This window comes from Methylobacterium tarhaniae, assembly GCF_001043955.1.
Lineage (GTDB): Bacteria > Pseudomonadota > Alphaproteobacteria > Rhizobiales > Beijerinckiaceae > Methylobacterium > Methylobacterium tarhaniae.
Map to the genome: position 1 here is coordinate 1 of NZ_LABZ01000045.1, position 12,550 is coordinate 12,550.

The 12,550-nt window shown below is 72.4% G+C and carries 14 protein-coding genes; 5 read left to right on the forward strand and 9 right to left on the reverse strand.

Annotated features, from left to right (window positions below; all coding sequences use genetic code 11):
• The 4 genes from VQ03_RS07825 to VQ03_RS07840 form a co-directional block, all read left to right on the forward strand.
• On the forward strand, window positions 1–231 hold a 231-nt coding region (locus VQ03_RS07825), incomplete at its 5' end, for a RuBisCO large subunit C-terminal-like domain-containing protein (protein ID WP_048450321.1).
• Complete coding sequence (locus VQ03_RS07830; protein WP_048450322.1) at window positions 228–1,619, forward strand: four-carbon acid sugar kinase family protein; 1,392 nt, start codon at window positions 228–230, stop codon at window positions 1,617–1,619. The genes VQ03_RS07825 and VQ03_RS07830, both read left to right, overlap by 4 nt.
• 24 nt (window positions 1,620–1,643) lie before the next feature.
• Window positions 1,644–2,414 (forward strand): SDR family NAD(P)-dependent oxidoreductase, encoded by a 771-nt coding sequence (locus VQ03_RS07835; protein ID WP_048450323.1) that lies wholly within the window; start codon window positions 1,644–1,646, stop codon window positions 2,412–2,414.
• Window positions 2,415–2,689: 275 nt separating this feature from the next.
• Window positions 2,690–3,238 (forward strand): hypothetical protein, encoded by a 549-nt coding sequence (locus VQ03_RS07840; protein WP_245292001.1) that lies wholly within the window; start codon window positions 2,690–2,692, stop codon window positions 3,236–3,238.
• A gap of 158 nt (window positions 3,239–3,396) precedes the next feature.
• Here VQ03_RS07840 and VQ03_RS07845 read toward each other — a convergent pair whose 3' ends face one another.
• Together VQ03_RS07845 and VQ03_RS07850 are read right to left on the reverse strand one after the other, a co-directional pair.
• Window positions 3,397–5,013: a gamma-glutamyltransferase gene (locus tag VQ03_RS07845; RefSeq protein WP_048450324.1), complete on the reverse strand. Its 1,617-nt coding sequence runs from the start codon at window positions 5,011–5,013 to the stop codon at window positions 3,397–3,399.
• 269 nt (window positions 5,014–5,282) lie between these two features.
• Complete coding sequence (locus VQ03_RS07850; RefSeq protein ID WP_048450325.1) at window positions 5,283–5,789, reverse strand: Ros/MucR family transcriptional regulator; 507 nt, start codon at window positions 5,787–5,789, stop codon at window positions 5,283–5,285.
• Window positions 5,790–6,074: 285 nt separating this feature from the next.
• Between VQ03_RS07850 and VQ03_RS07855 the strand changes: the two genes are divergently transcribed.
• Window positions 6,075–6,284 carry a hypothetical protein gene (locus VQ03_RS07855; protein WP_048450326.1) on the forward strand — a complete coding sequence of 70 codons (210 nt, stop codon included), beginning with the start codon at window positions 6,075–6,077 and terminating at the stop codon, window positions 6,282–6,284.
• A 93-nt stretch (window positions 6,285–6,377) separates the two neighbouring features.
• On the opposite strand, the gene VQ03_RS07860 is transcribed toward VQ03_RS07855, so the two are convergent.
• From VQ03_RS07860 to VQ03_RS07890, 7 genes are all read right to left on the reverse strand, one after another.
• Window positions 6,378–7,136, reverse strand: a complete 759-nt coding sequence (locus VQ03_RS07860; protein ID WP_048450327.1) for an iron ABC transporter ATP-binding protein — start codon at window positions 7,134–7,136, stop codon at window positions 6,378–6,380.
• The gene (locus VQ03_RS07865) at window positions 7,133–8,071 is read right to left on the reverse strand and encodes an iron chelate uptake ABC transporter family permease subunit (protein WP_048450351.1); all 939 of its coding nucleotides are present in this window, start codon (window positions 8,069–8,071) and stop codon (window positions 7,133–7,135) included. Before VQ03_RS07865 ends, VQ03_RS07860 begins: the two co-directional genes overlap by 4 nt.
• 91 nt (window positions 8,072–8,162) lie before the next feature.
• Window positions 8,163–9,098, reverse strand: coding sequence for an ABC transporter permease (locus VQ03_RS07870; RefSeq protein ID WP_048450328.1), 936 nt, complete (start codon window positions 9,096–9,098; stop codon window positions 8,163–8,165).
• Window positions 9,099–9,100: 2 nt separating this feature from the next.
• Window positions 9,101–10,057 (reverse strand): siderophore ABC transporter substrate-binding protein, encoded by a 957-nt coding sequence (locus VQ03_RS07875; RefSeq protein WP_157064008.1) that lies wholly within the window; start codon window positions 10,055–10,057, stop codon window positions 9,101–9,103.
• Window positions 10,058–10,337: 280 nt separating this feature from the next.
• Complete coding sequence (locus VQ03_RS07880; RefSeq protein ID WP_048450329.1) at window positions 10,338–10,877, reverse strand: GNAT family N-acetyltransferase; 540 nt, start codon at window positions 10,875–10,877, stop codon at window positions 10,338–10,340.
• Window positions 10,878–10,933: 56 nt separating this feature from the next.
• Window positions 10,934–11,212 (reverse strand): DUF2218 domain-containing protein, encoded by a 279-nt coding sequence (locus VQ03_RS07885; RefSeq protein WP_048450330.1) that lies wholly within the window; start codon window positions 11,210–11,212, stop codon window positions 10,934–10,936.
• Window positions 11,209–12,507 (reverse strand): DUF6005 family protein, encoded by a 1,299-nt coding sequence (locus VQ03_RS07890; RefSeq protein ID WP_425350039.1) that lies wholly within the window; start codon window positions 12,505–12,507, stop codon window positions 11,209–11,211. The genes VQ03_RS07885 and VQ03_RS07890 overlap by 4 nt, the downstream gene beginning before the upstream one ends.
• Between the last annotated feature and the right edge of the window lie 43 nt (window positions 12,508–12,550).

The following is a 12,550-nucleotide window of genomic DNA, read 5'->3' on the forward strand; positions in this document are numbered from 1 at the left end:
GTCTTCTCCTCCGGCCAGACGGTGCGGCAGGCGCCCGGCACCTACGCGGCGCTCGGCTCCACCGACCTCATCGTCACGGCGGGCGGCGGCATCGTCGCCCATCCGGGTGGGCCCGGCGAGGGGGTGGCGGCCCTGCGCCAGGCCTGGGAGGCGGCGGTGGCGGGGATCCCGCTCGGCCACCACGCCCGCACCCATCCGGCTTTGGCGCAGGCGCTGGAGGGCGCGGCATGAGCGCAGGGTCCAGGAATCGTCGCCCGCTCCCCGACGGCCCCCTCGTCGCCTTCTACGGCGACGACTTCACCGGCTCCTCGGCGGCGATGGAGGTGCTGGCCTTCGCCGGGCTCGAGACCGTGCTGTTCCTCGCGGCCCCGAGCGCGGACCGCCTGAAGGCCTTCGCGGGCGCCCGCGCCATCGGCATCGCCGGAATCGCCCGCTCCCAGCCGCCGTCCTGGATGGACCGGGAGCTGCCCCCCGCCTTCCGGCTCCTCGCCTCGCTCGAGGCGCCGGTCGCGCACTACAAGGCCTGCTCGACCTTCGATTCGGCGCCGCATGTCGGCTCGATCGGCCGGGCCGCCGAGATCGGCCGAGACGTCTTCTCCGGCGACTGGACCCCGATGGTCGTCGCCGATCCGGGGATGGGACGCTACCAGAGCTTCGGCCACCTCTTCGCGATGGCGGGCGGAACCGGCTACCGGCTCGACCGCCACCCGACCATGGCCCGCCACCCGGTCACGCCGATGGACGAGGCGGATCTCGGCCGCCACCTCGCCCGCCAGACGGCGTTGCCGGTCGGCCTCGTCGACTTCGTGGCGATGAAGCGGGGGGAGGGCGATGCGGCGCTCGCCCGGGCGCGAGAGGCGGGCGCGGCGATCGTCTCCCTCGACGTGCTCGATGCCGAGACCCTGGCCGAGGCCGGCCGGCTGATCTGGGAACGGGGCGGGCGCCCCGTCTTCGCGGTCGGCTCGCAGGGGGTCGAGGCCGCCCTCGTGGCGTATTGGCGCGCCGCCGGCCTCCTGCCCGCCGAGCCGCCGGTCTCCCGGTGCGCCTCCGTGGAGCGGATCGCGGCCGTGTCCGGCTCGGTCTCGCCGGCGACGGCCGGCCAGATCGCCCACGCCCTCGACCGGGGCTTCGCCGGCATCCGGCTCGATGCCCGCCTCGTGGTCGACGAGCCGGCCTTCGCCCGGGAGATCGGCCGGGCGGCCGAGGCGGCGGCCCGGGCCCTCGGCGAGGGCCGCGATCCCCTGGTCTACAGCGCCACCGGCCCGGACGACCCGGCCGTCGCCGCCCTGCGGGAGGCGGTCGCGGCGGCGCATCTCGATCCGGTTCTGGCGAGCGAGCGGCTCGGGGCCGGGCTCGGGCGGGCCCTGCGGGAGATCGTGCTGGCGGCGGGCCTGACCCGGGCGGTGATCGCCGGCGGCGACACGTCGGGCCACGCCGCGATGCAGCTCGGGATCGACGCGCTCACCGCGCTCGGCCCCCTCGATCCGGGCTCGCCGCTCTGCCGCGCGCACGGTGCCGACACGCCCCTCGACGGGCTCGAACTGGCGCTCAAGGGCGGCCAGGTCGGCCGTCCCGACTTCTTCCTGGCCGTCAAGCAGGGCGGCCGCACCCCTTCGTGAGGCGATGGACGTGAGGAGATCGACATGACGCAGCGGCTCGCAGGCAAGGTCGCCCTCGTGACCGGGGCGGCGCGGGGCATCGGCTTCGCCGTCGCGGCCGCCTTCGTGCGCGAGGGCGCGACGGTCGTCGTCGCCGACCTGAACGGGGCGGGCGCGGCAGAGGCCGCCGCGTCCCTCGGCGAGTCGGCGATGCCCGTCACCGTCGACGTCGCCGATCCGGATTCGGTCGCCGCGATGATGGCGGCGATCCTCTCGGCCCATGGCCGCGTCGACATCCTGGTCAACAATGCGGGGATCGGCGCCAACACGCCGTTCCTGGAGACGAGCCTCGCCGACTGGAACCGCATCATCGGCGTGAACCTCACCGGCGCCTTCATGGTGGCGCAGGCCTGCGCCCGCGAGATGGTGCGCACCGGCGGCGGCAAGATCATCAACATCGCCTCGCTGTCGGGCCAGCGCGGCGGCAACGGCCGGGCGGCCTACGGCTCGGCCAAGGCGGGGCTCGAGCTCCTGACCAAGGTGATGGCGGTGGAGCTCGCGCACGCCAACATCAACGTCAACAACATCGCGCCGGGCGCGATCGAGACCGAGATCGCCAAGGCGATGCACGACCGGGCGACCCGGGCCGCCTACGCCGCCCGGATTCCGATGACCCGCTACGGCACGCCGGAGGAGATCGCGGATGCCGCCGTGTTCCTGTGCTCGGACGAGGCCCGCTACATCCACGGCCACACCCTCAACGTCGATGGAGGTTTTCGCGAGGCGGGCTTGATGTTCACGCGGGACGCGGGCTGACCGGCCGGGGCCGATGGCGACAGGGGCCAGGGTGTCGCGCGCAAGGGCCCCCGAAATCGGTCCGGCGCCGCTCGTGACCCCGTCGAGAGCCTCGATCGGCTGGGCCAGCTTTCGGAGCGACGCCGTCCCGGCTCACCACCACCTGCATTGCCGCGAGGGAGCGGGACGGGGATAGCGGGGATCGCGGTGCGGCTCCGCACACGCCCTCAGGGATAGGGACAATTTGAGCGACCCGGTACAGGCCGTGTTCCGGCGCTGCTCGGATGTTCGTGCGCATGGACAGCGAGGCGAACACGCTCATGACGACGACATCCGCCCAAGAGACCCCCGCCCAAGAGACACCCGCCCTAGAGAACGGCCTCCAGGCGCGTGAAGACGACACCTTGACGGGCCTTCGGCCCGGGCAGAACAGCGACCGGCTCGCCGAACGCCGCGGCGGACGCATCCTCGCGAACGTCGCGCGCCTGAGCCTGGCCGCGGGCTGCGCGCTCGCGCTCTCCGCCTGCGTGACCCCGCAGGAGCAGCGTGCGATGGATCAGCGGCAATGCTACGAGTTCGGGTTCGAGACGGCGACGGACAGTTTTGCCCAGTGCATGATGGGCCTGAGCCAGCAGCGCACCCAGATCCAGGCCAACCGCGACATGCAGGCCCGGGCGCAACTCGCCGAACAGAACCGCCAGCGCGAGGCGCAGCAGGAACTCTACAAGGTCCTCAGCATCCAGCGCAGCGGCGACAAGTCGTTCCCCGTCTGCGGAGCATCCATCTCCGGCGGCATGGATCGCAACACCATGACCTGGTACGGCCCGAACTGCCGCAGCCGCTGAGCGGATGCCACAGGGAGCCGATCCCTCGATCCGCGCTCGCTCCCGGCACGCAGGGCGGGCCCCCGCACCGGTGAGCGGCGGCAAAGCCCGGCGTCAGGCTCAGTGCTTTCGATCGCGGGTGCAGGACGCGAGAGCATCCACCACGCGGCATGCGGACCTTACCCTGCCGCCACCGCCGCCGACCACGGCGAGGCGACGTCGCTGCACCCCGTGGCCTCGCCGCTCTCCAGCCGCACGAAGTTCGGGCAGGCGAAGTTGATCGGCAGGACGCCGTGCTCCACCACCGTGAGCGGGCCCGCCGCCGCGAGGGCATCGCGCACCTCCTGCGGGAGGCGGGCATCCGCGCTCGTGCCCTCCGGGCCCGAGACGTCGATGCGGGGGCTGTGGGCCGCGGCGCCCGCCTCCATGCCGAAATCGAGGAGGAAGGCGAGGGTCTGGTAGACGCTCGCCAGGATGCGCCGCCCGCCCGACGCGCCGGCGGCGAGGCGCGGGCCCTCGCCGGTCCGCGGCGTGACGATGACCGGGCACATGTTGCAGAGCGGGCGCGCGCCCGCGGCGATCGGGTTGGCGCTGCCGGGGCGTGGATCGAACCACATCACGCCGTTGTTCATCAGCACCCCGGTCTTCGGCAGCACGACCCGGCTGCCCATCGAGGAGAGCAGCGTCGTCGTCACGGATACCAGCATCCCGTCCCGGTCGACGACGGTGAGGTGCGTCGTGCAGGTGTCGCCCGGCTCCAGGGCCGTGCCCAAGCCTGCTTCGCCCGAGCCCGCTGCGCCCAGTCCCGCGAGGCGGCGGGCATAGGCGTCGCGCATCACCGTCGAGAGCGCGGAGAACCAGGCGGCGTCCGGGCCTGGGCGGGGGAGGGCGACATCCGCCATGCCGGCGACGACGTCGGCGAGCGTCGGCGCCGCGGTGAGCCCGCCCGCCGTGTGGACGAGGTGGTCGTCGCGCCACGCGATCGTCGGTGCGTCGCGGAGCACCGCGCGGCAGCGGGCCAGGTCCTCCCGATCCACGATGCCGCCGAGGGCCGCGATGTCGGCGGCGAGGTCGCGGGCGATCCCGCCCTCGTAGAAGTCGCGCAGGCCGCCATCCGCCAGCCGCTCCAGCGTCTCGGCCAGGCGGCCGAGCGGCAGGAAGCCGGGCGTGCCCTGGTAGGGCGGGACCGGCGGCAGGCCGCCCGGCAGGTAGATCCGCGCGCTCTCCTCGTAGAGCCGCAGCACCGAGGCCGAGGAGGCGATCTTCAGGGTGGTGTACCAGTCCTGGGCAAGGCCCCGCCGCGCCAGGGCGAGGGCCGGCGCCAGGAGGTCCGCGACCGGGCGGCCGGTCCCGAACGCCTCGTGCAGCGCGGCGTAGCCCGCCACCGCCGAGGGGATGCAGAACGACAGCGGCCCGTGGACGTTGCGATCGCCCTCGACCTCCGGCCAGGTGAACAGGTCGCGCTTCTCCCGGCCGGTGAGGGGATAGTCGGCGGCCCGGGTGTTGCGGCTCGAGACCGGTCCGAAATCGACGACGGTCGCCCGGGTGGCGCCGGCCGGCAGCACCAGCGCGAAGCCGATGCCGCCGAGCCCGCTGTTCCAGGGCTCGACCGCCGCGAGCGCGAAGGCGGTGGCGAAGGCCGCGTCGGCGGCGTTGCCGCCCGCAGCCAGGATCGCCGCTCCGGCCTCGGCGGCCTCGCGGTTCTGCGCCACCACGATGCCGTCCCGGCCCGACGCGACCGGCTTCGTCACCGTCCAGTTCTGCGTCCGATAGGGCGTGCTGTCGTGAGCCGGCATCGAGATCCTCCCGGGCGCGCCGGCCGCCTCGCGGCCGGGCCTTGCGTCGCCCGAGGATGACCGGCGGAGGGCGCTGCGCCAAGCGCCGATCCGTCGACGGATGCCCGGGCGCATCGGCCCGATCCAGGTCCCGGCCACCGCCGGGACCGGCAGCGGGGGCGGCACCCGCGCGCCTCGGCACCGCCCCCCCGACCCGGACCATGACGGTGCCGGCCGCCGCCCCGCTGCCCACCGACCCGTCCCGCCGAGGTCGCGGCGGGACCGGTCCCTTACTCCTCGGCGGCGGCCTCGGCCTTCCGCGGACGGCCGCGGCGCGCCGGAGCGGCCGGCTCGGGCTTCGCCTCGGCCTGCGCCTTCGCGGCGGCGCGCTCGCGCCGGATCTGGCCGAGGCCGAGGCTCTTGGCGAGTTCGGAGCGCTGGGCCGCGTAATTGGCCGCGACCATCGGGTAGTCGTAGGGCAGGCCGAATTTCTGGCGGTACTCGTCCGGCGTGAAGCCGCGCGTCGTGAGGTGCCGCTTCAGGCTCTTGTACGGCTTGCCGTCCAGGAAGCTCGTGATGTGATCCGGCGTCACGGATTTCCGGATCTGCGCCGGGCTGACCTTGTGGTCCTCCTCCGGCTCGGCCGCCGGCTGGCCGATGCCGACGAGGGACGCGTGCACGGATGCAATCAGGCCGGGTAGATCTGCCGCCCGAACGTTGTTGTTCGAGACGTAGGCGCCGACGATGTCACTCGTCAGCTCGATCAGAGGGGAGGTGAGGGAGGTTGCGTCGTCCATGTTTTATTCCAATTTATCACACGCTCCTGTGATGGGCGCCGGTCGATCCAAGGTCAATCGGCTGGATCGAACAACCAGCAGATAAAATCGCCGGGCCGGCGGAACAGGTGGGGATTAAGCTTGTGAATAGGCAGGCGGGGCCGGATCGCCCGCGCGTCGGGCACAGGCCACGACAGGACCGGAAAGGGCCGCTTTCCCGGCGGGGATGCGATCCCGTACGGCCCCGCTCGAACCCGGTGCCGACCTCGGCGTTCGCTCGTGGGGCAGCGTGCGGGAGCAGCAACCATGGATGTCGGACGCAAGTCGGGGCGCCTCGGACGGGTCGTCGAGGTCGGAATCCGCGGCCAAGCCCGCTACGCCCGGATGGCGAGCGGCGAGACGATCTGGTGGGGCTCGGAGGAGGACGTGCCGGACCGGGTCGCCCTGGCGGCCGCCGCCCTGTGCGACGCCGCCGAGCGCGGGCGCGCGGCGGGGCGCGGGCGGGCGACACCCTGACCGTCCGCGGTGCGATGCCGAAGGCGGCATGAGCGCCGCGCGCTTACCGATCCATGAGCGCCGCGCGCTCACCGATCCATGAGCGCCGCGGGGTCACCGATAGAAGAACACGGTCCGGTAGCCCTTGACCGTCACCACCTCGACGTCGATTCCGTAGACCGCGCGCAGGACCTCCGGGGTCACGATCTCCTCCGGCGGGCCGACGGCCACGACCTTGCCGTCGCGCATCGCCACGATCTGGTCCGAGTAGCAGGACGCGAAGTTGATGTCGTGGAGCACCGCCACGATCGTCCGGCCGCGCTCGTCCACGGCCCGGCGCAGCAGGCCCATCATGGCGGCGGCGTGGCGCATGTCGAGGTTGTTCAGGGGCTCGTCGAGCAGGATGCAGTCGGTGTCCTGGGCGAGCACCATGGCGATGTAGGCGCGCTGGCGCTGGCCGCCCGAGACCTCGTCGAGGAAGCGCTCGGCCAGGGGCTCGAGGTCGAGGAAGGCGAGCGCATCGGCGATCCGGGCGCGGTCGGCCTCCGTCAGCCGGCCCTTCGAATGCGGATAGCGCCCGAAGGCGACGAGGTCGCGGATCGTCACCCGGGCGGTGACGCCGTGCTCCTGGCGCAGGATGCCGAGGCGCCGGGCCAGGACGTCGCCCGGGGTCGCACTCACGTCGAGCCCGTCGACGAAGGCGCGGCCGGCGCTCATCGGCAGGAGCCGGCTGATCATCGACAGGACGCTCGACTTGCCGGCGCCGTTCGCCCCGATCACCGAGACGAAGGCGCGCTCCGGCATCCGCAACGAGACGCCGTCCACCACCACCGTGTCGCCGTAGCGGCGCGTGAGGTCTCGGGTCTCGATCATCGGGCGCGTCTCGCGAGGAGGACCAGCAGGGTGAGGCCGCCCAGGAACTCGATCACGATCGACAGAGCGGCGTTCAGGGCGAAGACCCGCTCCAGGATGAGCTGGCCACCCACCAGGGTGATCGCCGCGACGAGCGCCGCCGCCGGCAGCACGAAGGCGTGGCGGTAGGTCGGCATCACCCGGTAGGCCAGGTTGGCGACGAGGAGCCCGAGGAAGGTCACCGGGCCGACGAGCGCCGTCGAGAGCGAGACCAGAAGCGCGACGAGGACCAGCACAAGGGTCAGCGTCCGCCGGTAATCGACCCCCAGCGCGATGGCCTCGTCGCGGCCGAGCAGCAGCACGTCGAGGCGGCCGACGAGCCGCCACACCCCGAACCCGGCCGCCGCGAGACCGAGGGCGGCCAGCGCCAGCAAGTCCGGGTGGACGGTGTTGAAATTGGCGAAGAAGCTCGTCTGGAGCACGACGAACTGGTTCGGGTCGAGCATCCGCTGCAGGAACTGCGACAGGCTGCGGAAGAGCACGCCGCAGACCACGCCGACGAGCAGCAGCAGATGCAGGCTGCGCTCGCCCCGCGCCAGGAGCCAGCGGTAGAGCAGGCACGCGAACAGCACCATCGCGCCGGCCTCGGCGAGGAAGCGCAGCCGCGGGTCGCCGAAACCCCCGCTCCCGACCGCGACGACGAGGCCGGTCTGGATCAGGCGGTAGAGCTCGTCGAAGCCCATGATCGCCGGCGTCAGGATCCGGTTGCCGGACACGGTCTGGAACAGCACCGTCGCGGTGGCGACGGCGCAGGCCACGAGGAGCAACGAGGCGAGCTTGGTGCCGCGGAACGGCAGCACGAAGCCCCAGCGGCCATTGGCCCCCACCGTCATGAAGGCGATGGCGAGCCCCAGGGCGGCGAGGGCGAGGAGCAGCAGCACCCGGGCCGGGCTCATGCGCACCCGCGCGAGGGCGCCGAGAGAACGGCCGAGAAGACGGCCAAGGGGGCGGCCGAGCGAGCGACCGGGAGCGCTGTCGAGCGCACCGTCATGCATGGCGGGAATCCCGGCGCAGCAGGAGGACGAGGAAGAGGGCGCTGCCGACGACACCCATCATGGTGCCGACCGGGATCTCGTAGGGGAACCGGATCACCCGCCCGAGCACGTCGCAGAGGAGGAGGAGCCCCGCCCCCGACGCCGCCACCAGGGGCAGGGACCGGCGCAGGTTGTCGCCCGCCACCATCGCGACGAGATTCGGCACCACGAGGCCGAGGAACGGGATCGCCCCGACCGTGGCGATCGTCACGGCGGTGATCATCGCCACGATGGCGATCGCCGCGGCGACGACGCGGCGGTGGTCGAGCCCGAGATTGATCGCGGCGTCGCGGCCGAGGCCCGCGATGGTGATGCGGTCGGCCATGGCGTAGGCGGCGAGGGTCAGGAGCGCCGCGAGCCACAGAAGCTCGTAGCGCCCGCGCAGGACGGTCGAGAAGTCGCCCGCCTGCCAGGTGCCGAGGAATTGCAGCATGTCGTTGCGGTAGGCGATGAAGGTCGAGGCCGCCCCGACCACGCCCCCCAGCATGATCCCGACGAGCGGGACCGTCAGCCGGGCGCGCAGCGGCATGGCGCGCAGGATCCGCAGGAACAGGACGGTGCCGGCAAGCGCGCTCGCGGTCGCCGCCAGCATCTTCACCACCACCGGCGCGCCGGGGGCCAGGAGCGTCACGAGGAGCATGCCGAGTGTCGCCGACTCCGCCGTGCCGGCGGTCGAGGGCTCGACGAAGCGGTTCTGCGCCACGAGCTGCATGATGACCCCCGCCACCGCCATGCCGGCGCCGGCCAGGATCAGCGCCAGGGTGCGCGGCACCCGGCTCGCCAGCAGGATCTCCGGTCCGCCGGCATCGCCGACGCCGACGAGGAGGCTGGCGGCGGCGAGGACGACGAGGGCGGCCGGGAGGAGGATGCGGAGGGAAGGCGGGGCCATTCTCAGCGCGCGCCGTCGAGGGCGGCGGCGATCTGGTCGATCGTGGTCTGGAGCGCCCTCAGGCCCCCGGCGGCGAGGTACCAGCTGGCGGCATCGACGTAGACGACCTGTCCCTTGCGCCAGGCATTGGTCTGCCGCACCAGCTCGTTGTCCAGGAGCTGGCGCGCCGGCTGGCCCTGCGTGCCGATCGCGGAATCCCGGTCGAGCACGAACAGCCAGTCGGGGTTGGTCTTGGCGATGAACTCGAACGAGATCGGCTGGCCGTGGATGCCGGCGCCGAGATCGCGCGAGGCCGGCCGGAAGCCGAGGACGCCGTGGATCAGGCCGAAGCGCGAGCCCGGGCCGAAGGCGCTCAGGCGCCCCCCGGTGGAGAGGACGAACAGGGCCGTGCCGGCCTGCCCGGCCTTGGCCTGGATGGCCGCGAGGCCGGCCTGGATCCGGGCGATGCGCTCCTCGGCCTGCGCCTCCTTGCCGAAGAGGCGGGCGAGCGCCCGGATGTTGCGCAGCTCGCTGCCGAGGGGATCGGCGGCGTCGCTGGAGAGATCGATGGTCGGCGCCATCTTCGACAGCGCCTCGTAGCGCGGTCCCGAGCGGCCGCCGACGACGATCAGGTCGGGCTCGGCCGCGTTGATCGCCTCGTAGTCGGGTTCCCACAGCGTGCCCATCCGGCGATAGCGGGAGTCGTTGTACTGCGCGAGGGAGGGCGGCTTCGCCCCGCCCGGCACGCCGAAGACCGGGACCCCGAGGGCGTCGAGGGTGTCGAGCGCGGCGAGATCGAACACGACGACCTTCTTCGGCACCGCCGGCAGGACGGTCTGGCCGCGGGCGTGCTGCACGGTGATCTCGGCGAGGGCGGGCCCGGCCAGGAGGCCTGCCAAGGGGCCTGCGAAGAGCAGGGCCAGGGACAGGGCCGTGAGCAGGGCCGAGATGGGGCACCGGATCGGCTTGAGCGACGGCAACGTGGATCTCCCGTGAGGGGCTGGTCGGCCCGGTGTCCAAGCAGAGTTGCGATGGCAAGCCAACGCTTCGTCCGCTCAGGTTCTTGTCTGGTCGCAGATTTTTGTCGCAAAGCCGGCGACCACTTTTGCGAAATCTGCCTAGCCCATCCCATCCGCGACCTCATCCCGAGATGCTGGCGACCGGAGATCGCGTTCGGCCGGAGGGAACCTCGGGGGGCCTTCCGGATGTCTCTACGGATTCCGGAAGCGTCCTTCGAGCCCTGCGCGACGCTTCGGCATCTCAGGATGAGGTCGTGGATCGGAGGGACGAGAGGGCCGGTCGCGGCCCCATCCCCGGCCCCAGCCGCGCCATGCAGTGGACATCCACGAACGCGCCGTTCCGGAAGCTCGCGGCCCGATGGGTGCCCTCGATCTCGAACCCGAACCGCTCGTAGAGCGCGATCGCCCGGGTGTTGTCGACGAACACCGTCATCTCGATCCGGGTGACGTTGAGCCAGTTGTCGGCGGTGTCGATGATCGCGGCCAGCAGCTTCGCGCCGATGCCGCGCCCCGCGACGTCCTCGTTCACGGCGAGCCAGAACTCCGCCGCGTGGGCGCGCCGGCCGTAGAACGGGCGCAGGGCCGCGGCGCCCACCACCCGGCCGTCGACCTCGGCCACGAGGTGGACGTCCCGCGGCGAGCGCGGCGCCGCCCAGGCCTTGACCGCCTCGAACGACTCGAACGGGAGCGCCAGGGTCCCGAACCGGAAGGCGGGCTGGTTGTACATCTCGAAGAGGTCCGGCGCGTCCGCCTCGCGCATCGCGCGCAGGTTCACATCCATGCCGATCTCCGCGTCCCGATCATCAGGTCTCTTGCCCTTCAGGTCTCTCTTGACCCTCACGTCCATGCGAAATGCAGCGTCTCGCGAAAGGCGAAGCGCTCGAGGTGGCGCACGATCACGGCGTGGAAGTCGGGCAGCGTGGCGGGGTCGTCGACGGCGAGGTCGATCGTCAGGGCCTCCGCGTCGGCGGCGAGCCGCGCCTCCCCGAGGGGCAGGGCGATCCGGGCCGTCGTCGCGTCGAACTCCGTGTCGAACTTGTGCGACCAGTGCTTGGCGAGCTGCTGCAGGTAGCGGCTCGCATGAGCCGTGCCGACGATGGCGCGGGAATGGGTCATGAGAGGAGGACTTTCTCGGCCGGGCCGTGGTCGGGGAGGTGCGCCGCGTGCCAGGCCCGGTAGGCGGCGGCGAGCTGGCGCTTGAGCGAGAACTCGACCGCGTCGAGCTCGTCGAGCTTGGCCATGACGGCCGCCGCCTGCGCCGGATCCTCCGTCCGGGCGAGCTTGAGGACGGCGTAGTGCAGGGCGGTCAGGCCGTTCACCAGGGTCTCGATCTCGTCGCAGACCTGCTGGAACCCGGCATCGGGCCAGCGCAGGGCGCGCCAGAAGAAGGCGAAGCCGTGCTCGTAGGCCCATTTGCGGATGGTGATGACCGGGAGCTCGCGCAACGCCCCGCCGAGGGCGGCGAGCGTCAGCCCGCCCCGCCCCTCGGCATGGGCCGCCACGATGGCCCGGACGGCGTCGATCAGCGGGTTGGCGTCGGGGACGAAGCAGGCCTCGAAGAAGGCCGCGAGATCCGCATCCGCCGGCGGGCGGGCGCGCGCCGGATCGAACCGGTAGCCGCCCGCGACGCTCGGCTGGCGGATGGCGTTCAGCATCCGGTCCCGCTCGATCCGCCCCTCCCAGCGGAAGTCGGGATCGCGCACCTGCCAGAGGTCGGGATCCTCGGTGAGGCTCACCAGCAGGTAATGCGGGAAGGGGTTCTGGTTGAACTTGTTCTCCCGCTCCGGCAGGTGGAACATGTCCAGCATCACCATCACGCTCTCGTCCGGGTCGCGGCGCGCCAGGAGGTCGAGCAGGGTCGCGACGTTCTCGTCCTTGGAGCGGGAATGGTCGTACCAGGGGACGATCGGCACGCCGTAGAGCCGCTCGAACCAGTGGCGGAACGCCTCGTGGTCCATGGCGTCCGAGTGGTAGGCGAGGCGGGAATCGTCGGTGATCGCGAATTCGGCGTCCCAGATCAGGAAGTAGAACGGCCGGTGGTCGATCCGGCGCGCCTTCAGCCCGTCGCAGACGCAGCTGACGAAGCAGTGGATCTTCAGGTCGTAGGGCAGCTCGCCGTGGACCCCGTCGGACGGCGCCTCCGGTGCGGCGGGAGCCTCGGCCGCCGGCTCGCGCGCGACGAGGGCGGCGAGGTCGGCGACGGTGGAGAGGTCCTGCCGCGCGATCGCCTCCTCGGGGATCGAGAGCCCGAGGTTCAGTTCCAGGGACAGGATGAGCTGCAACACCTGCACGGAGTCGAGGTACAGGTCCTCGTTCAGCCGCGCCTGCGGCCCGAACAGGTCGAGATGCGGATGGTTCATCTCCTCGCGCAGGACCGTGCCGATGGCCGCGACGGCGGCGTCCCGGTCCAGGCCGGACGTCACGACGGGATCCATGGCGATGTTCCTCGACCGA

Bases quoted from the DNA above. Each gene is read 5' to 3' on its own strand.
- VQ03_RS07865 (WP_048450351.1), bottom strand. From the start codon at position 8,071: ATGAGCCCGGCCCGGGTGCTGCTGCTCCTCGCCCTCGCCGCCCTGGGG.
- VQ03_RS07850 (WP_048450325.1), bottom strand. From the start codon at position 5,789: ATGGACGACGCAACCTCCCTCACCTCCCCTCTGATCGAGCTGACGAGT.
- VQ03_RS07855 (WP_048450326.1), top strand. From the start codon at position 6,075: ATGGATGTCGGACGCAAGTCGGGGCGCCTCGGACGGGTCGTCGAGGTC.
- VQ03_RS07835 (WP_048450323.1), top strand. From the start codon at position 1,644: ATGACGCAGCGGCTCGCAGGCAAGGTCGCCCTCGTGACCGGGGCGGCG.
- VQ03_RS07860 (WP_048450327.1), bottom strand. From the start codon at position 7,136: ATGATCGAGACCCGAGACCTCACGCGCCGCTACGGCGACACGGTGGTG.
- VQ03_RS07845 (WP_048450324.1), bottom strand. From the start codon at position 5,013: ATGCCGGCTCACGACAGCACGCCCTATCGGACGCAGAACTGGACGGTG.
- VQ03_RS07870 (WP_048450328.1), bottom strand. From the start codon at position 9,098: ATGGCCCCGCCTTCCCTCCGCATCCTCCTCCCGGCCGCCCTCGTCGTC.
- VQ03_RS07830 (WP_048450322.1), top strand. From the start codon at position 228: ATGAGCGCAGGGTCCAGGAATCGTCGCCCGCTCCCCGACGGCCCCCTC.
- VQ03_RS07840 (WP_245292001.1), top strand. From the start codon at position 2,690: ATGGACAGCGAGGCGAACACGCTCATGACGACGACATCCGCCCAAGAG.
- VQ03_RS07885 (WP_048450330.1), bottom strand. From the start codon at position 11,212: ATGACCCATTCCCGCGCCATCGTCGGCACGGCTCATGCGAGCCGCTAC.
- VQ03_RS07880 (WP_048450329.1), bottom strand. From the start codon at position 10,877: ATGGATGTGAACCTGCGCGCGATGCGCGAGGCGGACGCGCCGGACCTC.